The organism is Streptosporangium sp. NPDC006013, assembly GCF_040614275.1.
Classification (GTDB): Bacteria; Actinomycetota; Actinomycetes; order Streptosporangiales; family Streptosporangiaceae; genus Streptosporangium.
Genome location: NZ_JBEXUE010000117.1, coordinates 1 through 23,695, shown reverse-complemented (window position 1 = coordinate 23,695; position 23,695 = coordinate 1). Strand labels below are relative to the sequence as shown.

Annotated in this window: 17 protein-coding genes; 6 read left to right on the top strand and 11 right to left on the bottom strand. The window is 69.5% G+C overall.

Annotation, left to right across the window (positions count from 1 at the left end; all coding sequences use genetic code 11):
• On the bottom strand, nucleotides 1-1,744 hold a 1,744-nt coding region (locus ABZ260_RS19745), incomplete at its 3' end, for an acetate--CoA ligase family protein (protein ID WP_355619427.1).
• Between the two features lie 119 nt (nucleotides 1,745-1,863).
• On the opposite strand from ABZ260_RS19745, the gene ABZ260_RS19740 reads away from it, so the two are divergent.
• The 4 genes from ABZ260_RS19740 to ABZ260_RS19725 all read left to right on the top strand — a co-directional run bounded on the left by ABZ260_RS19740 (nucleotide 1,864) and on the right by ABZ260_RS19725 (nucleotide 6,056).
• Nucleotides 1,864-2,064 (top strand): hypothetical protein, encoded by a 201-nt coding sequence (locus tag ABZ260_RS19740; protein WP_355619424.1) that lies wholly within the window; start codon nucleotides 1,864-1,866, stop codon nucleotides 2,062-2,064.
• A 1,075-nt stretch (nucleotides 2,065-3,139) separates the two neighbouring features.
• Nucleotides 3,140-4,240 carry a hypothetical protein gene (locus tag ABZ260_RS19735; RefSeq protein WP_355619421.1) on the top strand — a complete coding sequence of 367 codons (1,101 nt, stop codon included), beginning with the start codon at nucleotides 3,140-3,142 and terminating at the stop codon, nucleotides 4,238-4,240.
• A gap of 121 nt (nucleotides 4,241-4,361) precedes the next feature.
• Nucleotides 4,362-5,144, top strand: coding sequence for an ABC transporter ATP-binding protein (locus ABZ260_RS19730; RefSeq protein WP_355619418.1), 783 nt, complete (start codon nucleotides 4,362-4,364; stop codon nucleotides 5,142-5,144).
• 42 nt (nucleotides 5,145-5,186) lie between these two features.
• Nucleotides 5,187-6,056 carry an ABC transporter permease gene (locus tag ABZ260_RS19725; RefSeq protein WP_355619415.1) on the top strand — a complete coding sequence of 290 codons (870 nt, stop codon included), beginning with the start codon at nucleotides 5,187-5,189 and terminating at the stop codon, nucleotides 6,054-6,056.
• A 74-nt stretch (nucleotides 6,057-6,130) separates the two neighbouring features.
• Here the strand turns inward: ABZ260_RS19725 and ABZ260_RS19720 are convergent, their stop codons facing one another.
• The 6 genes from ABZ260_RS19720 to ABZ260_RS19695 all read right to left on the bottom strand — a co-directional run bounded on the left by ABZ260_RS19720 (nucleotide 6,131) and on the right by ABZ260_RS19695 (nucleotide 15,697).
• The gene (locus ABZ260_RS19720; protein WP_355619412.1) at nucleotides 6,131-7,315 is read right to left on the bottom strand and encodes an acyl-CoA dehydrogenase family protein; all 1,185 of its coding nucleotides are present in this window, start codon (nucleotides 7,313-7,315) and stop codon (nucleotides 6,131-6,133) included.
• Between the two features lie 24 nt (nucleotides 7,316-7,339).
• A complete protein-coding gene (locus ABZ260_RS19715) occupies nucleotides 7,340-9,682 on the bottom strand; it encodes a CoA transferase (RefSeq protein WP_355619409.1) in 2,343 nt (780 codons plus the stop codon).
• 14 nt (nucleotides 9,683-9,696) lie between these two features.
• Nucleotides 9,697-10,530 carry an enoyl-CoA hydratase-related protein gene (locus tag ABZ260_RS19710; RefSeq protein ID WP_355619406.1) on the bottom strand — a complete coding sequence of 278 codons (834 nt, stop codon included), beginning with the start codon at nucleotides 10,528-10,530 and terminating at the stop codon, nucleotides 9,697-9,699.
• 42 nt (nucleotides 10,531-10,572) lie between these two features.
• Entirely contained in the window at nucleotides 10,573-12,846 is a 2,274-nt protein-coding gene (locus ABZ260_RS19705) for a CoA transferase (protein ID WP_355619403.1), read from the bottom strand.
• Between the two features lie 270 nt (nucleotides 12,847-13,116).
• Entirely contained in the window at nucleotides 13,117-13,524 is a 408-nt protein-coding gene (locus tag ABZ260_RS19700) for a hypothetical protein (protein WP_355619400.1), read from the bottom strand.
• Between the two features lie 349 nt (nucleotides 13,525-13,873).
• Nucleotides 13,874-15,697, bottom strand: coding sequence for a potassium transporter TrkA (locus ABZ260_RS19695; protein WP_355619397.1), 1,824 nt, complete (start codon nucleotides 15,695-15,697; stop codon nucleotides 13,874-13,876).
• 639 nt (nucleotides 15,698-16,336) lie between these two features.
• On the opposite strand from ABZ260_RS19695, the gene ABZ260_RS19690 reads away from it, so the two are divergent.
• Both ABZ260_RS19690 and ABZ260_RS19685 read left to right on the top strand, forming a co-directional pair.
• The gene (locus ABZ260_RS19690; protein ID WP_355619394.1) at nucleotides 16,337-18,442 is read left to right on the top strand and encodes a cellulase family glycosylhydrolase; all 2,106 of its coding nucleotides are present in this window, start codon (nucleotides 16,337-16,339) and stop codon (nucleotides 18,440-18,442) included.
• A 376-nt stretch (nucleotides 18,443-18,818) separates the two neighbouring features.
• A complete protein-coding gene (locus ABZ260_RS19685) occupies nucleotides 18,819-19,496 on the top strand; it encodes a hypothetical protein (RefSeq protein ID WP_355619391.1) in 678 nt (225 codons plus the stop codon).
• 209 nt (nucleotides 19,497-19,705) lie between these two features.
• On the opposite strand, the gene ABZ260_RS19680 is transcribed toward ABZ260_RS19685, so the two are convergent.
• The 4 genes from ABZ260_RS19680 to ABZ260_RS19665 form a co-directional block, all read right to left on the bottom strand.
• The gene (locus ABZ260_RS19680) at nucleotides 19,706-21,688 is read right to left on the bottom strand and encodes an ABC transporter permease (protein WP_355619388.1); all 1,983 of its coding nucleotides are present in this window, start codon (nucleotides 21,686-21,688) and stop codon (nucleotides 19,706-19,708) included.
• A complete protein-coding gene (locus ABZ260_RS19675; protein ID WP_355619385.1) occupies nucleotides 21,685-22,398 on the bottom strand; it encodes an ABC transporter ATP-binding protein in 714 nt (237 codons plus the stop codon). The genes ABZ260_RS19680 and ABZ260_RS19675 overlap by 4 nt, the downstream gene beginning before the upstream one ends.
• A 176-nt stretch (nucleotides 22,399-22,574) precedes the next feature.
• Nucleotides 22,575-23,018, bottom strand: coding sequence for a carboxymuconolactone decarboxylase family protein (locus ABZ260_RS19670; protein WP_355619382.1), 444 nt, complete (start codon nucleotides 23,016-23,018; stop codon nucleotides 22,575-22,577).
• The coding region (locus tag ABZ260_RS19665; protein ID WP_355619379.1) for a class I SAM-dependent methyltransferase at nucleotides 23,015-23,695 on the bottom strand (681 nt) is incomplete at its 5' end. The genes ABZ260_RS19665 and ABZ260_RS19670, both read right to left, overlap by 4 nt.

Sequence of the window (23,695 nt, the reverse complement as noted above, 5' to 3'; positions counted from 1 at the left end):
GCACGCCGCCGACCTCCGTATCCGGCCGGGCGGCCGGCACGGCCTCCCGGATCCGGTGGTAGGCCGCGCGGACCTGCCCGGCGTCGGCGAGGCCGACGGCGACGCCGCCGACGTCGCTCTTGTGCGTGATCTGCGCGCTGACCACCTTGAGGACCACCGGGTACCCGACGCGCTCGGCGACGGCGACCGCCTCGTCCGCGGTCGCGGCGACTCCGGAGGCCGGGACGGGCACGCCGTGCCGGCCCAGCAGTTCCTTGGCCATCGGCTCGGTGTGCACGATCCGCTCGCCGCCGGACGGCGCGACACCGAGCGGGCGCCACCCCTCCTGGTGGGTCCAGCGGCCCCGCTCGACCCAGCGGCGCAACGCCGCAGTCCCGTTGCGAACGCTGCGCACCGGGACCAGCCCGCCCTTGACCAGTTCGTCGTAGCCGGGGCCGAGCCGGTCGCTCATCCACACCGGCAGGATCGGCGTCTCGGTCTCCCGCTGGACCTGGGCGATGGACGCGCCGATCGCCTCGGTCAGCTCCTCGTAGTCGCAGGGGAACGGGTAGAGCACCAGGCCCACGTCGGGGTCGTCGGCGACGGCGCGCAGGCTCTCGTGGCCGATCTCGGTGCGGGTGAGGATGTCGGAGGTGGCGTCGACCGGGTTGGCCACCGCTGCGTAGTCCGGCAACACCTCGCGCACCCGGGCCAGCGTCTTGTCGGAGAACTCGGCCAGTTCCAGCCCGGCGTTGCCGACGGCGTCGGCGCCGAGCGCGCAGCCGCCGCCGGAGAACCCGTACACGGCGACCCGCTCACGCCCGGTGGGCCGCTTGCGGGCGAACAGCGCGGCGGTGTCGATCAGCTCGTCCATGTCGTCGACCTCGACGACCCCGGCCTGCCGGAACACCGCACTGTTGACCTCGGCGGCGCCGGACAGCGAGCCGGTGTGCGAGGCGACGGCCCGGGCGCCGTAGTCGGAGCGGCCGACCTTCAGCGCGATGACCGGCTTGCCGCGCTCGGCGGCGTACAGCGCGGCGTCCACGAAGGCGGGGCCGTTCTTGACGCCCTCCATGGTGCTGGCGATGACGGTGATGGCGTCGTCGTCGGCGTAGTGGCGGATGAAGTCCGCGACGGTCAGGTCGACCTCGTTACCGGTGGACGCCCACAGCCCGACACCGACGCCGCGCTCCATGGCCTGCAGGAAGCAGCGGCCGATGCCGCCGCCCTGGGTGGCCAGGCCGATCGGGCCGGCGAACTGGTCCAGGTGGAACGACGGGGAGAACATCAGGCCGAGCCGCCGGTTCAGGTTGCACAGGCCCGGCGAATTGGGCCCGTAGATGCGCATCCCGGACTCGCGGCCGATCCGCGCCATCTCCGCCTCGGCCCGCTTGCCCTCCTCGCCCATCTCACCGAACCCGGAGGTGAAGACGATGGCGAACCGGGTCCCCTTCTGGGCGCACTCGCGCAGCACGGAGAGCGTCTGCGCGGCGGGGACGACCAGCAGGGCGACGTCGGGGGACTCCGGCAGGTCCAGCACGCTCTGGTAGCAGGGCAGGTCGTGGATGGTCCTCTTGGTCCGGCTGATCAGGTACGCCGTACCGGTGAAGTCCGAATGGTCGAGAAGGTTTGCGACTGTTCGTGAGCCAAGACTGCCCGGGCGGTCCGATGCTCCAATGATCGCCACAGACGAAGGGTTCACCAGCCGGGACAGGTCCACCCGTCCGGCCAGACCCGTGGCCGCCTCGATACCGACCGCTCCCATGCGCCACCCCGCTTCCGTTTTCATGTTATTTCGTTGAATCTTACGAGATATCGTGACTCGAAGGCAATGAGTCGGACCCACCCGGCCACCGGGCGTCCCCGCCGGACACACCCAGACGCATGCCCAGGGCGGACTCCTCGGTCGCAGCGGAGCGCCCGAACTCGCACGAGCAGGCGGGCACGCCCGCCCACGTGACGGTGAGGCAGTGCTCGCAGCTGGTCACCAGCGGGGGGACCGGGCCGGCGGCGGGGTCCCCGAGGAGGGAGCGGGCGCTCATCGCGACCCCGCCCCGGCGGCTGCTGCGTCTACTGGCACGATGACCCCCCAAGGATCCTCTACTGCGACCTTTCGTGATGTTACACGAAATCCCGTTGCTTGCGAGGGGCCTCGAAGTCGAAGGCCGGCCGCGATGGCCGTGGACGGCGAAACCCGCTTTGACGTGTGGAAAACCACTCCCAGACCGGTCGGCCGATCCCAGCGGAGGACCGTTCTCCCACCGGACGACACTCCCAAGTACGGGATGCCGCGACCTACACCGGGATTACGGGACCTATCTGTAAGGCCCGAAGGCGCCACCCCGCGGGGCGGCGGGCACCGGCCCCGCGGGGATCCAGCGCCGGCGGGACGGGGTCACCCACCGCGGAGCACGGGACCGGCCGCCGTGACTCGGGCGCCGAAACCGGCGCGGTCCGGACGGGCACAGGGCCCGGCGAGCACGTCCGGCCCGCCAGGCCGCCCGTACCTGCAACCGGCACGCCCGACTACGTCCCTTGCAGGCGTTTTATTACCATTTCGTCAAGACACGTAGTATTTCATCGCTATTTCGGGATACGCTACGGTACGTCGTTACCCAAGACAAGAGTGTCGGTACCACGGCGTACGACCGTCCGCCCGCCGCCGGCCCGTCCCGGCGTGGGCAGAGCAGCCCACCGGCCCACCCCGGATCTCGGCCCGTCACCGCAGGACAGACCGGACAGCCAACCGGGACACCGGATACGGTCCTCCGCAGAGACGAGGCCGCCACATCCTTGACGCAGTGTGTCTCAGACCATATTTTTGCACGAAATATCGGCATACATTGTGAGATATCGAGATGCTCGATGAAGTATCTGACTGACCGGTAGCCGGACCTCCCGGCCCGGTCGGCCCGGCACCGCGAGGACGCCCGGACGTGTCACCGACACGGCCGCCCGCGCCGCCCGCGACCGCGCCCCCGAAACGACAAGCCACCAGCCGACCATGAGCGCCGTACCGGCGGGCCAGCAGTGCCGCGCCGGTGTCAGGCGACCCCTGATCCCCCCCGTCACCGAAATCCCGCCGTAACCCGGCCGTCATCTTCTCCCCAGCGATGAACGGCCTGCGGGATTGATCCGCAGCCCATGAGGAGGCTGAACGATGCGTCCCACCTTGAGGCTGATGGCAGTGGCGATGCCGCTGGCCCTCACCCTGGCCACCGCCGCCTGCGGCGGCGACTCCGGCGCCACAGAGAAGCGAGAGGTCAGCGCCTTCTCCGCCACGGGCGACGACGCCCTGGCCGCACAGCTGAAGCCCAAGCCACTCGCCGAACGCAAGACCATCAAGATCGGCATCTCGTCGATCGTCGGCTCCTACGCCGCAGTCGCGCTCGCCGACAGCCTCGGGGAGTTCGAGAAGGAGAACATCCAGATCCGGTTCGAGTTCCTGCAGACGCAGGATGCGCTGGTCATGATGACGCAGGGCAACGTGGACGTGCTGGCCACCCAGGTCTCCCCCGGCCTGCTCAACCTCATCGCGTCCGGCGAGGACATCCGGATCGTGTTCCCCGGCGGCGGCCGGCCCGAGAGCACCGACCAGGGCCTGTACGTCAACAAGAGCATCTTCGGCGACAACGGGAAGTTCGACCTGACCGACCTCAAGGGCGTCAAGCTCGCCGGCCCCGGCGGCAACCGCCCCGCGCTGTGGGCCTCGCTGTTCGAGTACCTGAAGAGCAACAACGTCGCCATCGGCCCCAAGGACGTCGAGTGGCAGGACCTGACCTCAGCCGACTCGATCAACGCGCTGCGCAACGGCGCGGTCGGCGCCGCCTACGCCTCGACCCCGTACCAGAAGGTGGTGGCCGGTGACGCGTGCTGCGAGTTCGTCAAGGGCGCGATCGCCCCGACCACCGGTGTCTTCTACATGTTCGACGACCGCCTGATCAAGGAGGACCGGGAGACCGGGCTGGCCTTCACCCGGGCGCTGGCCAGGACGACCCAGAAGTACCTGCTCAAGGACTACCGGCAGACCAAGGAGGTGGTCGCCGCCCTCGCCGCGGCGCAGAAGATCCCCGAGGACTCCATCCGCACCACCGAGCCCTCGGCCTTCGAGGCGGACTACAACGTGCACACCGAGAACGCCTCGATCTACCAGGGCTACTACCGCAGCATCGACAGCGGGCTGCTCCAGTACAAGGACGATCTCGGTGAGCAGAACCTCTTCAACACCTCCTTCACCGAGGAACTGAAGAACGCCGGCTGAGCCCGGCGGCGGGGTCCCGCTGCGGCGGGGCCCCTTTTTCACCTATCGGGCACCGGATGACGACGGCAGGGAGCGACCGCCGCCGGCCGGAAGAGCCGAGAACCGGAAGAGCGGAGAAGTCGTGAACGACAGTAGAGTCGCGGTACGCGGCGTGGAACGGGTGTTCGCATCCGGTGGTTCCAGCATCCAGGCCCTGGGCCCCATCGACCTCGACGTCAGGGACGGGGAGTTCCTCTGCATCGTCGGCCCGTCGGGGTGCGGGAAGTCCACCCTGCTGCGCATCATCGCCGGGCTGCTGAGCCCCAGCGCCGGCGAGGTGTCGCTGCGCAGCACCAGCGGGGAGGCCCCGCTGACCTCGGTGGTGTTCCAGGACTACAGCATCTTCTCGTGGAAGACCGTCGAGGCCAATGTCCGCTTCGGCCTGGACATCGCCAAGATCCCGGCGGCCGTGTCCGAGGAGCGGGTCTCCCGGTGGCTGACCCGGCTGGGCCTCGCGGACTTCGCGTCCGCCTACCCGTCCGCACTGTCGGGCGGTATGAAGCAGCGGGTCTCCATCGCCCGTGCCTTCGCGGTGGAGCCGCAGATCCTGCTCATGGACGAGCCGTTCGCCGCACTGGACGCGCAGTTGCGCCAGATCATGCAGGCCGAGCTGCTCGAACTCTGGCAGGAGGACCGCAGGACCGTCATCTTCATCACCCACAACCTGGACGAGGCGATCCTGCTCGGCGACCGGGTGATGGTGATGAGCTCCCGGCCGGGGTGCGTGGTGGCCGAGTTCGAGGTGCCGTTCGAGCGGCCACGCTCGGCCGACATCCGCCGCAGCTCCGAGTTCGCGGAGCTGGAGGGCGAGATCTGGGACCAGTTGCGGTCCGCGATGGAGCCGCGCTCCCGGGTGTCCGCGTGAGCGGGCGGCCGGAAACCGTGGGGAAGTGAAGAGGTGGGAACGATGACCGACCTGGTACAGACGGAGAAGCGGGCGCGGACCGGCCAGGAGGGCGGTGGCACCGTCCTACGCCGGCCGGACCTCGCCGAGCGCGACCCCGTCCGGTTCCAGCGGCGCCGAGTCCTGGTCGACAACCTGCTGCGGTTCGGCACGCCCGTCCTCATCCTCGCCGTATGGCAGGCGATCTCCAGCAGCGGGCTGGTCGACCAGCGGTTCTGGCCGCCGCCGAGCGAGATCGTGGTCTCCTTTGTCGAGCTGGTCTCCTCCGGCCTGGTGATCGAGGCGGCGGCCAGTACGCTCCAGGTGCTCATGCTGGGCTACCTGGGCGGATCGCTGGCCGGCATCCTGCTCGGCGTGCTGCTCGGCAGCATCCGCAAGCTGCGCACCGCCATCGAGCCGATCATCAGCGCTCTGTACACCGTGCCCAAGCTCGCGGTGCTCCCGCTGCTGCTGATGGTCTTCGGGCTGGGCATGACCCCGAAGGTGCTGCTGGTGGCGTTCGGTGTCTTCTTCATCGTGGTGATCTCCACCATGTCCGCGGTGGCCGGCATCCCCGAGGGCTACCTGGAGCCGGCCCGGTCCTTCGGGGCGAGCCGGCTGCAGACGTTCCGGCACGTGACCCTGCCGGCGATGGTGCCCGAGGTGTTCACCTCGCTGCGCATCGCCATCGGGACCGCGGTGCTGCTGGTCATCGGCATCGAGTTCGTGCAGGGCCGGGACGGCCTGGGCTTCCTCATCTGGAATTCCTGGCAGGTGTTCCTGGCGGACCGGATGTACGCGGGCATCGTGACGGTGTCGCTGATCGGCGTCGCGCTGCAGTCCGCGGTCACCTGGATCGGCCGCCGCGTCGCCCCCTGGGCCCCGCGCCGTTAGCGCGCCCCGCGCACACGGAGAAGGCCGCCGTCCCGGAGAGGGGACGGCGGCCTTCTCGCGTGTCCGCAGCCAGGTCAGAGGTCGCGGGCGATGGACTGCTTCATGATCTCCGAGGTCCCGGCGTAGATCCGCAGCACCCGGTTGGAGGTGTAGATCCGCGAGATGGGCGTCTCGTCCATGAAGCCCATGGCGCCGAACAGCTGCACGCACCCGTCGACGACCCGGTTGGACATCTCGCACAGCCACAGCTTGCCGACGGACCCCTCGGTGGCGGTGGCGACGCCGCTGCGCACCTTGCGCACCATCTCATGCAGGTACGCCCGGCCGACCTCGATCTCGCTCTTCATGCCGGCCAGCGCGAACTTCGTGTTCTGGAACTCGAACAGCGGGCTGCCGAACACGACGCGCTGCTTGACGTACTCCACCGTCTGCTGGAACGCCAGCTCGGCCTGGCCGAGGGCGCGGAAGCCGATCTGCAGCCGGTCCAGCGCCAGCGAACCCATCATGATCCGCATCGCGCCGCCCTCACCGCCCAGCACGTGCGAGGCCGGGATGCGCACCCGGTCGAAGTGCAGCTCGGCGGTGTTGCCGGCCGGGAAACCGGTGGTGGCCAGCTTCCGGCGGGTCACCCCGGCCATCTCGGGCGTGACCAGGAACATGGTCAGGCTGCGCCCGCGCCGCTCCTTCGACGTCTTGGCCACCACGTACAGCATGTCCGCGATGTCGCCGTTGGTGATGTACGTCTTGTCGCCGGACAGCACGTAGTCGTCACCGTCTCGCTCCGCGAAGCTGCGCATGGCCAGCACGTCGCTGCCCGCGCCCGACTCGGTGATGGCCATCGACTGGATGGCCTCCCCGGCCAGGATCCGCGGCGCCCACTCCCTGGCCAGCTCCGGCGACGCACCGTCCAGGAAGGCGCTGGTGGCGAGGTCGGTGCAGTACAGGCTGCCCACGGTGCCGTAGCACTGCGAGCGGGCGATCTCGTAGGAGAGGATGACATTGGCGATGGGGCTCGCGCCGGGGCCGCCGTACTCCTCTGGGATCACCGCGCCCAGGATGCCTGCGCGGCCGGCCGCCCGCCACGCCGCGTGCCGGGACGCGCTGTCGGTGCCCAGCTGGTGGAAGGTGGGCTCGATCTCCTTGTCGAGGAAGGACCGGACAGTCTGCCGGTACAGTTCCTCCTCCTCGTCGAACGGCGCGTGGTAGGCCAGCTCGGGCGCGACCGACGGACCGTCGAACGCTCCGAAGTCAGCGGTCATGGTGAAACTCCTCGGTTGGGGATGTCATCGGACGACACCGGTCCGCAGCAGTTCCTCGGCCTCGGCGCCGGTGTAGCCGAGTTCGGCGAGGACCTGCCGGGTGTGTGCGCCATAGCCGGGGCTGCCGGGCAGGCCGTCGGCCGGGGTCTCGGTGCGGGAGAAGGAGATCAGCGGGCCAAGGCAGCCGGTCAGCCTGCCGTACCGGTCGTCGGCACGGTCGGCGAGCAGGCGCGCGACGGCGGGGTCGCGCTCCGCGCCGTCCGGCCCGGCCCGTTCCACCCGCTCCAGCTCTGCCAGGCCGTCGGTGCGGCACTCCTCGGCCCAGACACCCGCCTCCGCCAGGGCGGCGAGCAGGTCCGCGGCGGTGCGCCCGGCGCAGGCCTCGTCGAAGCGGGCCGCGACCGCACCGTCCCAGGCGGCGCGCGGCAACGGCGGCTCCCCGGGCAGCATGACCCGCCACACGGCCAGCGCGGCCTCCTCGGTGCGCGCGGCGATCGCGATCCAGCCGTCCACGGCCCGGTACAGCCGCTCTCCGGGGTGCACGCCCTGCAGCGCCCCGTCCAGCGGCGGCGCCCCGCGCAGCGTACCGTCGGCCTCCCGCAGCAGGTCGGACAGCAGGAACATGCCGGCGTTGAGCAGGCTGACCCACATGTCTCCGGCCCGGCCCGCGGTCCGGCGCCCGTGCAGCGCCATCAGCACGGCGACCGCGCCGAGTGTGCCGGACACGTAGTCCAGGTAGGGCGTCCTGATCCACAGCGGCGGGCCGTCCGGGCCGCCGGCACGGCGTTCCAGGCCGAGCAGCGCCTGGATGACCATGTCGAAGCCGGGTGCGTCGGCCCGGGGACCGGTCGGCCCGAACGCGAACGCCTGAAGGGTCACCGCGTCCGGCCTGACCGCGCGCACCGCCTCGGGCGAGACGCCCATCCGCTCGGCCGCTTTGGGGCGCAGGTTGTGCATGACCACGTCGGCACGGGCCAGCAGGCGGCGCAGCACCTCGGCCCCCTCGGGGGCCTTCACGTCGACCGCCACGGCCCGCTTGCCCACGTGCGCGGCCAGGAAGTGCCGTTGCAGGCCGCGGTTGGGGTCGCCGCCGAGCGACTCGACCTTGAGCACGGAGGCGCCGAGGTCGGCGAGCAGCCGGCTGGCGAACGGGCCGGCCACGTAGGAGCCGAAGTCGAGGACGGTCACACCGGCCAGCGGCGGCCCGCCTCCGGTAGGGCCGGTCGCCACCGGACCATCCGTCTCCGCGGGAGCGGGCGCCGAACCGAGGGAGCCGATCACGTTTCCGGGCCCGGTGGTCCCGCCCCGGTCGACCAGCAACCCGTTGGCGGCGAGCTGCTCGTCGTCCAGGAACTCACCCAGGTCGAGCACGGGCGCCGCAGGCAGCCCCTCGGCCTCGGCCGCGGCCAGGATGCCGGCCCGGTCCAGCTTCGCCACGTGCGCCGCGATCAGCGGCCGATCGCCGAAGTAGGTGTCCGGTGAGGCGCCCACCCGGGGGATGCCCCTGTCGGCCGGGTCGACCGGCACGTCGATGCCGAGGATCCGGTACAGCTTGGCCACCGCCGACGGCACACCCATCACGAACTGCACGTGGCCGCCGTCGGCGCACTGGAAGATCAGGTGCTTGACGTCCTTCGGGGTGACCTTGCCGAACTCGGCGTCCGGCCGCTCGGCCCGCATCCAGAACGGCATCATGAACAGCGCCGCCCCCTGCTGGAGGGAGGCGCCCACCACCTGGCCGCGCCCACTGCCGGCCCGCTCCAGCAGCGCCGCCCACACCCCGAGTGCGGCCAGCATGGCCTGCCCGTAGGTGGGGAACGGCACGGCGAAGTACAGTGGCCGGTCGCTGAAGTGCTCGGCGACCATCCCGGTGCGGGCCTGCACCAGCAGGTCCACCGCGGGTGCGCCCAGTGCGTGCCCGGCGGCGTAGCCGGTCAGGTGCGCCACGACGAGCCGCGGGTACCGGTCGGCGAGGTCCGCGGCGTCGTGCCGCGGGGTGACCGCCGGGTGATCCTCTCCGCCGACCAGGCACACGTCGGCCTGTGCCAGCAGGGCATCCAGCTCGGCCGGGTCCGCCGGGACGGTCACCGACCGCCAGCCACGGTGCGCCGGATAGACCTCGTCGAAGACCTCGTCGCCGGGCGGGGCGACCCGGTGCACGACCGCTCCGGCGTCGGCGAGCAGCGTGCTCACCAGTGCCGCGGCCATCCCGGTGCCCAGATCGACGACGCGCAGCCCGTGCCCCGGCAGCCCGCCGCCGGACGCCGCCGAGCCCGCGCCGCCACGTCCGGGATTCCCGTCGGCGGCGGGCGTCCGGTCTCCGTGCCCCCCGGGGGCGTGGCCGCCGGAGGGGTGCTCGGTGCTCATCCGGTCCTGCCCGCTCACCTGGCCTGGAACTTCGGCAGGCGCTTCTCGGCGAAGGCCCGGCCGGCCTCGCGGAAGTCCTCGGTGAGGTCGAGCCGGGACAGCTGCATCTGCTCGTCCAGCGCGGTCGCGATCGGCACCCACTGCTTTCGGGTCACCCGCACCGCGTCCCGGGTGGCCAGCGGCGGCGCCTTGAGCACCTCGCGGGCCAGTTCCTCGGCGGCCTTCAGGTGCTCGCCCGCCGGGACCAGCCGGTTGACCAGGCCGAGCCGGTGCAGTTCCTCGGCCTTGATCCGGCGACCGGTGATGAGCATCTCCGAGGCGAGCTTCGACGGCATGAAGGTCTTGATCTTGGCCCAGGTGCGCGAGCCGGACATGCCGGTCGTGGTCTCGCTGATGGCGAACTGGGCGTCCTCGGCGGCCACGATCATGTCGCACTCGGCGGCCAGGTGCGCGCCGCCGCCCAGCACGTAGCCGTGCACCGCCGCGATGACCGGCTTGTAGTTGGCCGTCCGGCCCAGCCAGCCCTCGCCACCGGTGCCGCGCAGGTGCTGGGCGCCGCCGACATGGCCACTGCGCACCGCCTCCAGCGCCTTGGTCTTGCGGGTGGTGTCGTCGGCGCCGAACGAGAACGAGCTGTGCTCCTTGACATCGAGCCCGGCGCAGAACGCCCGGCCCTCACCGTGGATGATCAGAACCCAGAGGTCGTCGTCCAGGTCGAATTCCAGCAGTGCGGTGCGGATCTCGGACTCCAGCTCGTCGCTGAGCGCGTTGAGCCGCTCGGGGCGGTTCAGCTTCAGGTAGGCCAGACGCCCGTCGGCGGTGAACTCGATGGTCTTGTACGCGGTCATGCGGTCATACCGTCCTTGAAATCGTGCTGCTGCAGATGCCGTTCAGGTGGTGGGTATCTGGTCTGTGAGCATCCGGCCGCCGGGGGCGGCCCGGACGATGCCGTCGCGCTCCAGGCGGGCGCGCTCGTCGGCGGAGTAGCCGGCCTCGGCCAGCAGGGCGGCGGTGTGCTCGCCGGAAAGCGGCGCCGAGCGGAAGCCATCCGGGTCCGGGGTCCAGCCGGAGAAGCCGATCAGCGGGCCGAAGCAGCCGGTGACCCGGCCATATCGGGGGTCCGGCGCGCTGATCACCAGACCGGACCGGTGCGCCGCGTCGTCGGCGAGCATCGCCGCGAAGGCGTCGCCGGTGCACCGCGTCGCCCACACTCCCGCGGCGCCGAGCAAACTCAGAGCGTCGTCGCAGGTCAGGCGGCCTATAGCGGTGCCGATGGCATGGGCGGCCTCCTCGTTCCATTTCGATGGCGGGCCGAGCCCGGTCAGCTCCAGCGCGTCCGAGAGCGCGGCGGCCATCGACTCGCCGTACGCGGCGACGGCAAGCCAGCCGTCCGCAGCCCGGTACAGCGCCTCAGTCGGATGGAAACCGGTGCGATCCGCGGACAGCACCGCGGCGCCCGCGATCGAACCGTCCGGTTCCCGCACCAGTTCCCCCCGCAAGAACATCGCCGCGCCGAGCAGGCTGGTGTGCGCGTCCACCGGGGCACCGGTCGCGTCCCGCTCGTACAGGGCCGAGAGCAGGGCGATCGCGCCGAGCGCGCCGGCGCAGTAGTCCACGAAGGGGGCGCGGTACCACAGCGGCTCGTTCCCCTTTCCGCCCGCACGCACCTCGTGCCCGCACAGCGCCTGCATCACCATGTCGAACCCGCCGCGCAGCGCACGCGGCCCGGTTCGCCCGTAGGCGGTGGTGTGCAGATACACCAGGCCGGGCCGGCACTCCCGTAGTGAGGCGGCGTCCACGCCAAGGCGCTCGGCGACACCGGGCCGGAAGTTGTGGTGCACCGCGTCGGCCGTGGCGGCCAGCCGCCGCACGATCTCGTGCCCCTCGGGGGTCTTCATGTCGACGACGATGCTGCGCTTGCCGCGGTTGGAGGTCAGAGTATTGCGGATGCCGGTCAGGTTGGACAGCCCGGTCGGCGGCTCGACCTTGATCACGTCGGCGCCGAGGTCGGCGAGCAGCTTGGAGGCGAACGGCCCGGCCACCCAGTTACCCAGGTCGATGATCCTCAGACCGGCCAGGGGTGCGCTCTCGCCGCACCGCACCCGCCGCGGGGCCGGCTGCGCCGCCGGCGGGTCCCCCGCCACCGAAAGATCCACCGGCCCAGCCGGATACTCACGCCCGTCCGGAGCGGTGGCGACCAGCCCTGCCGCGAGTACCTGCGGGTCGTCGAAGAACTCCCCCGGCGCCAGCACCGGCTCCACCGGGACACCGGCCACGGCGAAGGCCTCGACCAGTTCGTCGCGCGGGAAGCGTGCCGCGTACCGGCTGAACAGGTCACGGTCGGCGAAGTAGTTCTCCGCGCCGCGGGCCAGGCTGGGAACACCCCGGTCGGCGGGATCGACGGGGCCGGGGATGCCCAGCACCCGATGCACCCGGGCCACCGCCCCGGGCACGCCGAGCACGATCTGCAGATATCCGCCGTCCGCGCAGCGCAGCACGAGATGCTTCACATCCCGCGGCGGCACCGTGTCGAACGCCTGGTCGGGGTGTTCCGCGGAGAGCCACAGGTGCGGCCAGAACAGTGCCAGCCCCTGCTGCATGGAAACCCGCACCCGGCCACCGCGCCCGGTGCGCCGACGTGCGTGCAGCGCCGCCCACACGCCTATCGTGCCGAGCAGGGCGGCACCGTACAACGACGGGGCGAATGCGAGCTGCGTCGGCCGGTCGCTGAACTGCTCGAACACGAATCCCGTCCGGGCCTGCACCAGCAGGTCGACGGCGGGCGTGGGGTCGTTCGTGCCCCGGACGTAACCGCCGATCTCCAGCACGACGAGCCGAGGGTGCCGACAGGCCAGCTCAGCGAGTTCAAGACGCGCCGGCGGCCCCGCATCCGGGTGGTCCTCAGCACCGACGAGGAGGACATCGACCGAGGCCAGGGCATCGTCCATGCCGTTTCCGGCATCGACCTCCGTCCAGTCACGGGACCATGACCGCAGCGCGGGATATCTCTCGCCGAACGGGTCGGGTCCCGTCCGCGCGGCCCGCAGGACGGTCGCTCCGGAGTCGTGCAGCAATCGCGCCACGATGGCCGTCGGGAGTCCACTCCCGGCTTCCAGCACACGTAGTCGTGTGATCGAACCGGGGCGTTGTACGACTCGGCTCACGCCGGACTCCCCCACTCGTTCACTGGGCGACCGTCTTCCCGCCGACACACCGGCAGCCGGACACCGCGCGTCGACTCACGCATCGACGACTCTCACAAGAGCCTCGGAACGGCTTCTCTGCCCCAGGGAGTCCATGGCGGCCTTCCAGACATACCAGTAACTTCGATATTTCGTTATACATTACGACACCTCGCATACACGGGCAAGGGTGCCCACAAAACCGCCCAATGGATATAAAACCTGACATCACCCCATGTCACGAGCCCCCTCTCACCAAGGAGCCGACCGGACGTCTTGCTGCAGCCCGGCAGACCAGGGCCGCTGATGCCGGCGGTCCAGGACAGCAGGGAGGATGTCCGACGAACCAACCCGCATAACCGCACAGGGGCGCGTCGCGTAACAGGCCGCGACCGGCGGGTTCCCGTTCTCCTGCGTCACCACCACGCCGCCGCTCACCAGGTTGACCGTGATGCCGTGGCCCAGGGGCGGCTCGGCGTGGACCCGGCAGCCACCGTGGACGCCGCGAGAGGCACTGTGGACCTGGCGGATCATGCCGGTCAGTCGGACATGCCGGACGGCCCGGACCGGCGGCGGCCGGTTGCACCAGGCGTGGAAGCCCGATTCGGAGACGTCCATGACCCGGCAGGCGGTCTGGACCGGCAGGCCTTCGCCGGTCATCACGGCGATGGCCGCGAACCGTCTTTGGGGACAACCGCCTGCTTGAACAGCTCGCCGACACGTCGGGTGACGGCCGGTTCGGTCTCCGGCTCCGCGTTGTCGGAGGAGGTCACGCCGGGCTTCTGGCCGGAATCGATCAGGTCCTGCTCATGCCGGTTGCAGATCCGTCTGGCCGGCCGATCTGTGGATCGAATGCGATCTCTCGCACGGTACGACCGGCCTTCAACAGGTCCAGAACCTTCCGGCGGAACTCAGCGGGATATCTCCTTGACATGCCGACCTCTACCAAAAGGGGTAGAGGCGCGGCAGTCAACCAGAGCGACTCCACGGAACCGGGGGCACATCAGATTCACTTCTCCGCCAGGACGATCACGCTGTCGTCCTGGGCGAGCGTCAGAGGGTCGGATTTGGGCGGGTTAAGAAGCACCCCATAGGAAGGCGCCTCCTCACCATGACGCTTGAGACGGTAGCCGATTGCGGTTTCGCCGCGACGCCGTGCGGCCTCGACAACCGTAGCGAAGTTCGCTTCTTTCCCCGGAATGAGATAATCAGAGGATGGCTTGAGATAAATCTCAGACCCGTCCGGCTCGAAAAGATGGGTGAACACCGCATTAAGGTGCTTATTCTCCGCCATCTGGGTGAGCAGTAGACTGATGAGCTTGGTGCTGACGATGAAGTCGTCAGCCTTGGTGACCTGGGCGACTTCCCTGTTGCCGTCGTCGTTCATCTCGGTCACGATCGAATAGGGGTCTCCGAGTTGTACCTCGATGTCTCGCAGATGCAGCAAAGTCACCAGGGTGCGGTCATCGGCGTTCCCGGGATCGGTGCTGTCATCTGACAGCACCACGATGTGCTCATAGCTGCCCAGATCAAGCGTTTCCAGCGATCGCCTGCTCGTCAGTTCGCAGGGTTTGTAGCCGATCACCAGGTTGGTACGGCCCTCCGCGAGGAGTACGGTGGGCCGTGTGGGCGCGGCGATGTCGAGAGTGGACCCGGGCTCGACCAGGCGATCCAATAGATCGATGATTTTCGGGGCACGGGAATTCCAGCCGATGAACAGAGTTCGATCGGGTTCCGGGGTGCGAGCGGGAACCATGGCGATCGCGGACTCCAGAATGGGGACCGGCGTATCGGCCAACTGGATGAGCAGGTCGTCCTCGGCGATCATAATCATCTGGTCTTGATCGCCGATTGGGGTACTCATGGACGGGTTGATCAGCACATCTCCGTCACCGCGCAGAATGCCGACCGGACTGCCGAGTCGGTAGGCATCAAGCGTCTCGCCGTAGGTCTTTCCGATCAACGCGGGCTCGGCGCGTATGTAGAACTCATTGCCGGCGAAGTCGAGCAGATCGGCGCACACGGTGGACAGACCCGCCTGCCGGTGGGACTGCACGACAAGCCGGACGGCGATGTCGTCGGCGTCGATGACCTGGGCCTCGGGACCGGCGGCAAGCTTGGCGGCCGCGAGATTCTCCGAGTCTTGGACGGCGGCGACCATATGCGGCCGTCCGTGAGGCCAGGATCGGTTGCTCAGCAGCAGCAGAGACTTGATCACATTGATGTCGGAATCGTCGCCGGGGGGCGACAAGACCATGATCGCTCGCGCGGTTTCCGGGCTCACCAACTCCAGATCGTTTCGATTGAGGGGATTGCCGGAGCGGCAAATGACCCGCGTGCGCCCTGTGTCGCCGATCTGAGCGCGGATCTGCTCATCCATGTCGACCTTGTCATGGTCGGCGAGGATCACCACACACGAGCGCCGCTGACTTTGGTTGGCCTTGGCCAGCTCCGCCACGACCGTGAACACCTGGTCCGACCAGCCGAGCAGCACGGTATGGCCACGCTCGATCACGCGGGAGCGCCCCTTGCGCAACTCGGTGATCCGGTTCTCCAGGCCCGTGGTGAGCACACCGATCAATGAGCTGACGATGAAAACCCCGCCGATCGTGACCGTCAGCATGAGCATCAGGAACATCGCGCTGCCGGTGTCTCCGCCCATCGTCCCTGGATCGATCGCGCGCATCAGGGTCATCCAGGTGATGCCGAGCCAACCGCCGTTGGAGGTGACGTCATCGCGTGCCAGCAGCAGCACGGCCCCTGTGACTACGATGATCAAGAGCAGTGATGCCAGGGTGAGCCAGCCGATCAGAGCCGGGGTGCCCCGATCCATCGTGCTGTCGAACCAATATCGCAGCCGGCCCCGGAATCTCGCCCGCACCCCTGCCCCCTCCAGTGTTGACTTAAGAACGGAAAGGACCGTATCAGCGGCCGTCCCGGCTGGTGAATCTTCACTACAGAAACCCCCTTATGTGAGGGTTTGTCCTCTTTTGCCATCAGCTCTTCACTTGCCTCAGGCTGGGTATCTCCGCAGGCAAGGTGCCCTGTTCCCAACCTAAAATGCCCCCTTTGGCGGTGATAAAGCCTCCTCACCTCACCTGCCACTTCACCCCATTTCACGACGAGCGACTACACCGGCTTCGCACCCGACTGCGGGGCGTCCGTCCCCGCCACCCGGACAACATGCCAGGGCCGTGCTCGACGAGTACACGGCGCTTCAGTCGGTTGGGGGGTTAACAACCGCAGATTCCACCATCCGGAATGATCTCAGCCCCTCAATGCGGCGTTCCTGCGCATGAGGGCGGCCTGCCCGCCCCACCTGACCGCTGAAATTTTCATACCTCCGCTGAATTCTTCATACCAAGGAGCAGGTCAGCGGTACAGCCTGGGGAAACGTCCTGTACACGCGCGCGAAACAGGCCAAACATGGGAGCGCTCCCATATGAGCGTTTCCTCCATGGAAGGCTTGAAGATGAAGACACTGCGTTTGTGGGCTCTATCCACAGCGGTCGCGCTCCTGGCGGCGATCGGGGTGGCCGCCACCTCGCCCGCGGCCCAGGCGGCGGTCGCCTGTTCCGTGACCTACACCAAGGCCTGGGACAACGGCAGCGGGTTCGGCGCCAACATCACGATCAACAATCTCGGTGACCCGGTCAGCCCGTGGACGCTGCGCTACACCTGGCCCGGCAACCAGCAGGTCACCCAGGGCTGGGGCGGAACCTGGACTCAGTCGGGCCAGAGCGTGACCGTGACCGCCCCGTCGTACGCCCAGGGCCTGGGCACGGGAGCCGGCGTCACCGTCGGCTTCAACGGCAGCTACAGCGGCGCCAACACCAACCCCACCGCTTTCGCCGTCAACGGCGTGGCCTGCGGCGGTACCCCGACGTCGACGCCCACACCCACACCCACCCCGACACCCACACCCACACCCACGCCCACGCCCACGCCCACGCCCACGCCGACGCCGACGCCGACGCCGACGCCCGGCAACGCACAGGCTGTCGTGGCCGCGATGCAGCCCGGCTGGAACCTGGGCAACTCCCTCGATGCCACCGGCGCGGACGAGACCTCATGGGGCAACCCGCGGATCACGGCGGCGCTGCTCGACAACATCAGGGCGCAGGGCTTCAACAGCATCCGGATCCCGGTGACCTGGGGTCAGTACCAGGGTGGGGCGCCCAACTACACCATCAACGCGACGCACATGAACCGGGTGAAAGAGGTCGTCGACTGGGCCCTCGCCGACGGTTTCCACGTGATGATCAATATCCATCACGATTCGTGGCAGTGGATCCAGAACATGCCTGGCGACCGCACGAACGTACTCGCTCGGTACAACGCGATCTGGACCCAGATCTCCAGCACGTTCCGGAACTCCTCCGCCAAGCTGGTGTTCGAGAGCGTCAATGAGCCGACCTTCACCGGCAGTTCCGGAGACGCCCAGAACGCGACGCTGCTGAACGAGCTCAACACGTCCTTCCGAAACATCGTGCGCCAGTCGGGCGGCAACAACACGACTCGGCTGCTCGTCCTGCCGACCCTGCACACCTCGGCCGACCAGGCCAGAGTCGACGAGCTGGCCAGCACGTTCAACGCGATGAACGACCCCAACCTCATCGCGACGGTCCACTTCTACGGGTACTGGCCGTTCAGCGTCAACGTCGCCGGCGGCACACGCTTCGACGCCACCGTTCAGCAGGACCTGACCGGCGCCTTCGATCGGGTGTACAGCGCCTTCGTGACCCGCGGCATCCCCGTGATCATCGGTGAGTACGGCCTGCTGGGCTTCGACCGGCACACCGGCACGATCCAACAGGGCGAGAAACTGAAGTTCTTCGAGTTCCTCGGCCACTACGCGCGTACCAGGCAGATCACCACCATGCTGTGGGACAACGGCCAGCACTTCAACCGGACCTCGTTCCAGTGGGCCGACCCCGAGCTGTTCGCGCAGATCAAGTCCAGTTGGACGACGCGCTCGGGGACAGCCTCGTCGGATCAGGTGTTCAACGCCAAGGCGTCCGCCATCACGAGCAAGACGCTCACGCTGAACCTGAACGGCACCTCGTTCGTGGGGATCCGCCAGGGCGGCACGGATCTGGTACGCGGCACCGACTACACCGTCTCGGGCGACCAGCTCACGTTCACCGCATCCGCGCTCACCCGGCTGACGGGCTCCCGGGCCTACGGCGTCAACGCGACGCTGTCGGCTCGGTTCTCCCAGGGCGTCCCGTGGCGGATCAACATAGTCACCTACGACACGCCGACCGTGCAGAACGCGAGCGGAACGACGAGCTCCTTCGCCATCCCCACCACGTTCAGGGGTGACCAGCTCGCCACCATGGAGGCCAAGTACGCCAACGGCACCAACGCCGGCCCCCACAACTGGACGTCGTTCAAGGAGTTCGACGTCGCCTTCGCGCCCGACTACAGCACCAACACGATCACGCTGAAGCCGGAATTCTTCGCCGAGGTCAACGACGCCTCAAAGGTCACGCTCACCCTCCACTTCTGGAGCGGCACGACCGTGACCTACTTCGTCACCAGGTCGGGAAGCACGGTCACCGGTACCACGACCTGATCGAGCGGGCTCCCCGCCCAGCAGCGTCCCGGCGGGCCACGGTTCAGGAGAACGGATCGTGGTCCGCCGGCATCCCAGGCCATACCGGAACGTACGCCTGCGACCTCATCCGGCCGATGTTCGGCCTGACGTACAGCCGAATGATCATTTGAGGGGCCGTGGCCTGACCCGCACGGCGTGCGCCTCGATCCAGTCATCCAGGTACTCCACCACCGTGATCGCGTTCCGATCGACGCGGGCGCCCTCTCACACCGGAGCCGGCGATGCGAAGACCGCTCCACACGGAGGGTGATCATCAGAGCACGAACGGCGTTTACGGCAGTTTTAGGCGGCCTGATGCATTGTTCTCCTATTACAGCTAGTGGGAGGAAGAAAGATGACCTCTGGGTCGGACGAATTCAGCACCGCGGAAATGCTGGCGAACGAGCCACCCAGGCGCCGCATCCCCCGTTCCGCACTGCTCATCGCCACCACCGCACTCGTCGTGGTCACGGGTGCCGGCGTCGCCACCGCGGCCGCGTTCTCGCCCTCGCCCTCGCCGTCCTCGACACCCACGGCCGGCGACACTGCGACATCGTCGGCGACACCGTCGGCGACACCGTCCGAGACATCTTCCGACAAGGCACCGGGACAGGGCCGGGGCCACAGGATGGGCTTCGGCGGACCTTCCATCCACGGCGAGTTCGTCGTGCCCGACGGCGAGGGCAGGTACGTGACCGTCGCCACCCAGTACGGCGACGTCACGGCCGTCGACCAGGACTCGATCACGGTCAAGAGCGAGGACGGCTACACCAAGGAGTACGCGATCAACGGCGACACCCGGATCAACCGCCGCGGCGAGGGCGCCGACGCGGTGAAGACCGGGCAGAAGGTCATGGTCATGGCGAAGGTGGACGGCAGCACGGCCACCGCCGTCGCGATCCACGACGCGACCATGCGCGACGGGCAGGGCCGACACGGCAAGGGAGGCCAGTGGCACGGCAGGGGAGACCGCTCGCACCACGACCACCAGCCCGGCCAGTCACCGACCTCCTCACCCGCGCCGACCTCCTGAGCGCCGGGAATCACCCCTGTGCCATGCCCCCCGAGGCGGCATGGCACGGGTTACCGCACCCTGAAGAGAACCGGCGTTGACCCTGCGCCGACGCCTCGGCCACCCACCGACGACAACCCTCGTCGGGGGTGTGATCCGTGGAGACGCCATCGACGGAGGAGAGGGCGGTCCGAACACGCGGTGATCTCGACGCCACGGTTTCGGCGATGTCAGTCCGGTCGTGGGGCCGGGTTGGCGGTGACCGAGCGGAGCAGGGGCCGTGACAACGCGCCCGCCCCCAGCACCCCGGCGAACCCCACGGCGACAGAGGTCAGCAGCGTGACCGCCCCGCTCACGCTCATCGCCGCGTACACGAACGGCAACGCGCAGAACATGCCGATCAGGATGGAACCGCCGCCCATCACCGCGAGGGGGACGAGAGTCTCGGTACGCCGCGCCCGATCCAGCACTTCGAGCGGGGTCCCGGCCAGGCGGAGCAGGGCGTACGCCTGCCGCCGGTCGAGCACCGACGAGGCAGCCGTGATCCCTGCGCTCGCGATCGCCACCAGGAAGGAGACCCCGAGCACGACCAACGTCCCGGTGCGGACATCGTCGAGCAGACGGGTGCCCTGCCACTGGTCGTCCACCGGCGAGGTGGCGATGTGCCCCGGCACCAGGCCGGCGAGTGCCGTACGGGCGGTGTCGACCCGCACGGTGTATCCGTCACCCGAGGGCAGGCTGATCGTGAGCGTCCGCTCCTTCGCCCGGCCGGACCCCGACCTGCCGGAGGTCGTGACGTGAGCGTCGATCCCGGCTCCGGAGAGCCGTTCCCTCGCCTGCTCCGCGAGGGCGGCCGCCTGGGCGTCGGGGACCACAAGGCGCAGGCCGGCCGTGGAGGGGGGAGCGCCCAGCAGGTCGGACGAGGGGCTCAGCAGCCCGACGAACCCGGCGATGAAGCCGGTCAGTGCCACTCCGCTGACGGTCCGCCAGGCCGACTTCGGGTCGTCGACCAGGCGGCGGCCGGCCAGCAGCCTGGCGGGCCGCCGCGCCGTACGGGTGGTGATTCGGCCGATGACGCCCACCACCCAGGGCCCGACGAGGTTGACACCGAGGAAGGCCAGCCCGAGCACGCCCGCGACGACCGTTATCGACGTGTTCCGGAACGACAGCGGGACGGCGATCAGGATCACGAACAGCGCGACCACCCGGACGAACCGCATCGCGGGCGGCGTCTCCCGTTTCGCCACCCCGAGCGGGCTGACCACCACCCGCCGCAGCCCGACCACCGCCGACAGGCCGACCAGCAGGGGGACGGCCAGCAGTACGCCGAGCACGGGGAGAATTCCGGGCCACAGGTCGGCGGCGAACCACGACCCGCCGGCCATCTCGATCCGGCTCAGCAGCGGAATGGCCGCGCCGTACAGCACCAGGCCGAGCACGGCCCCGCCGAACGCCGTGATCACCGCCTCGGCGACCGTCATCATGACGACCTGCCACGGCGTCGCCCCCACCAGCCGCAGCGCGGCCAGCCGCTGGTCCCGCCGCGCCACGGTCAGCCGGGCCGCCGCGCCCCCGAACACGAGCAGCGGCACGACCATCAGCACGCTCGCGATGAGCGCCATGATCTGGTAGACGACGGTCTCGTCGCCGGCCCTCCCCGCGAAATCACTGATCTTCGTCGGCGGCTTGGACGTCAGCGGATGGTCCGTCCGGGAGGCCGCCATCGCGGGGTCGGCGGCCGTGCGTCCCACAACGGCGACGAGCTCGTCCGGGTACAGCAGCCCGTCGTCCCCGATCGTGCCCGCCACCTTGCCGGGGAGGCGCGCGGCGAGCTGCCCGGCCGGCAGTTCCCTCATCAGCTCCGCGAGCCCCGGCGACACCCACACCTCACCCGGCCTGGGCATCCGGCTCATCCCCGGCGGCCTCACCCCGGGAGCGTCCCGCAGCGGCGCGACGTCCACGACCGTGATGCTCAGGTCCCGGACGTAGTCCTTGGCCGTGGCCTCGATCGCGACGGGCGTCCCCTTGGCCTCCACCGGGTTGCGCCACGCCTCCCGGTCGGCGCGCGCCGCGAAGGCGACGTTGGCGGCCAGCGCGAACATCAGCAGCGCCGACGAGATCGCCACGGCCGCGGCCGTCAGCCCCGTCCCCAGCATCGACTGGCGTCCGCCGCCGCGGAGCAGCCGCCAGCTCAGCTCCAGCAGGTTCCTCACGCGTTCCCCCCGGACAGCGCCTGGGGGTGGTCCTGCCTCTGGCCAGGGGCGAGGATCATGCCGTCGCGGACCTCGACGACCCGGTCGCACCACCGGGCCACCTCCGGGTCGTGGGTGACGACGACCAGGGATGCGCCGTTGTGCTTGGTGGCCTCGACCAGGATGCGCATGATCTCATGGCCGGTGGCCTGGTCGAGGGCGCCGGTGGGCTCGTCCGCGAAGATCACGGCGGGGCGGGTGACGATCGCGCGGGCGATCGCGACCCGCTGCGCCTGCCCTCCGGACAGCTCGCCCGGCCGCCGCCCCTCCATCCCGCCCAGTCCGAGCGGTCCGAACCACGCCCGCGCCTCCGGTACGGCCCGCCCTCGCGTCATCCCGCCGAGCATCAGCGGCAGCGCGACGTTCTCGTCCGCCGGCAGTTCGGGCAGGAGCTGCCCGAACTGGAACACGAATCCGAACCGGGTACGGCGCAGCGTGCTGCGAGCCCGCTCCCCCATCGTGTCGATCCGTTCTCCCAGCAGACGCACCTCTCCGGAATCCGGCTTCATGATGCCCGCGAGACAGTGGAGCAGAGTGGACTTCCCCGACCCGCTCGGCCCCATGATCGCCAAAGCCTCCGCGCGGCCGATCCCGACATCCACCCCCGCCAGGGCGACGGCCGGTCCGAACCGTTTGACCAGGTGGTGGCCGGAAAGCACGAATTCACTCATGCCTCCGACCCTGGCCTGCCCGCCCTCTCTCCCGGATCGGCCGACCGGCTGATCGTCCATGTCCCGCATCGGCCGAAAGTCCACCCTGGTAAAGACGTACCGGGGCCTTCGCCCGGGTGCGGCGGTGGCCGGAGGCATCGCCGGATAAAAGGCCCCGCCGCCGGTTGGGACCGGGCTCAGCGGAGTGTCACCCCGCCCGCGGCGGTGGCGACGCCTATCCGGTTCCAGGCGTTGATCGCGGCGATCGTCCACAGCAGATGGACCAGTCCGGTGTCGTCGAAGTGCTCGGCGGCCGCGTCGAGGACCTCGTCGGGAACGCCCTTCTCTGCGATCAGGGTCACGGACTCGGTCAGTGCCAGGGCCGCGCTTTCGGCATCGGTGAACAGTGGGCTCTCACGCCAGGCCGACAGGGCGTCCAGACGACGCGGGTCCTCTCCCGCGTCCAGGGCGGCCCGGGTGTGCAGGCCACGGCAGAACGCACAGCCGTTGAGCTGTGATGCGCGCACCCGCACGAGCTCGACGAGGGCCGGCTCCAGTCCCTCGCACGCGGCCGCGTCGAAGACCGTCATGACGGAGTGGACATACGGTGCCGTGGCGTGCACGTTGACGCGCGGCTTCATCGTGCCTCCATCGGGCGGCGGCCCTGCACCGAGTAGATCACGCACGAGCCGGCCCGGAAGCCGGGGTCGGCCAGCAGGACGCGCACGTCGGCGAGTTGCCGGTCGGTCATCCCCTCCTGGACGAACTGATCACGCAGGTGCCGGGTGTGGTGGGCGACAAGGTGCACCCCCGGGGAATCCGAGTGCCACAGCTCCAGCCTGGGCAGCGGATCGATGTCGACCAGGCCGGCACGGCACATCGCGGCGGCTGCGTGGCGCCCCCACGCCACATCGGCGCCCGCGCGGGTCATCAGGCGAATCTTGGCCTCCATGAACGTCTCGTAGAGCCGCCGCGCGGCGGGGTCGGGCATCAGCAGCGCGGGACCGTAGGTGATGTCGAACTCGTCGAGTTGGAGCACGCCGCCGGGTTTGAGCGCGCGTACCAGGCGGTCCAGCACGGCGAGGCGTTCGGGCAGGTGCAGCAGGACCAGCCTGGCGTGTACGAGGTCGAACTCGGCTTCGGGCAGCGGGTCGCGCACGATGTCGTGGCGCAGGATCTCAAGGCCGGGGACGGCGGGAATGCGCTCGGGCTTGATGTCGGTGGCCACCACGCTCCCGGTGGGACTCACCCGCCGAGCCAGCCACACCGCCACACTGCCGCCGCCCGCCCCCACCTCCAGACACCGCCACCCCGGAGC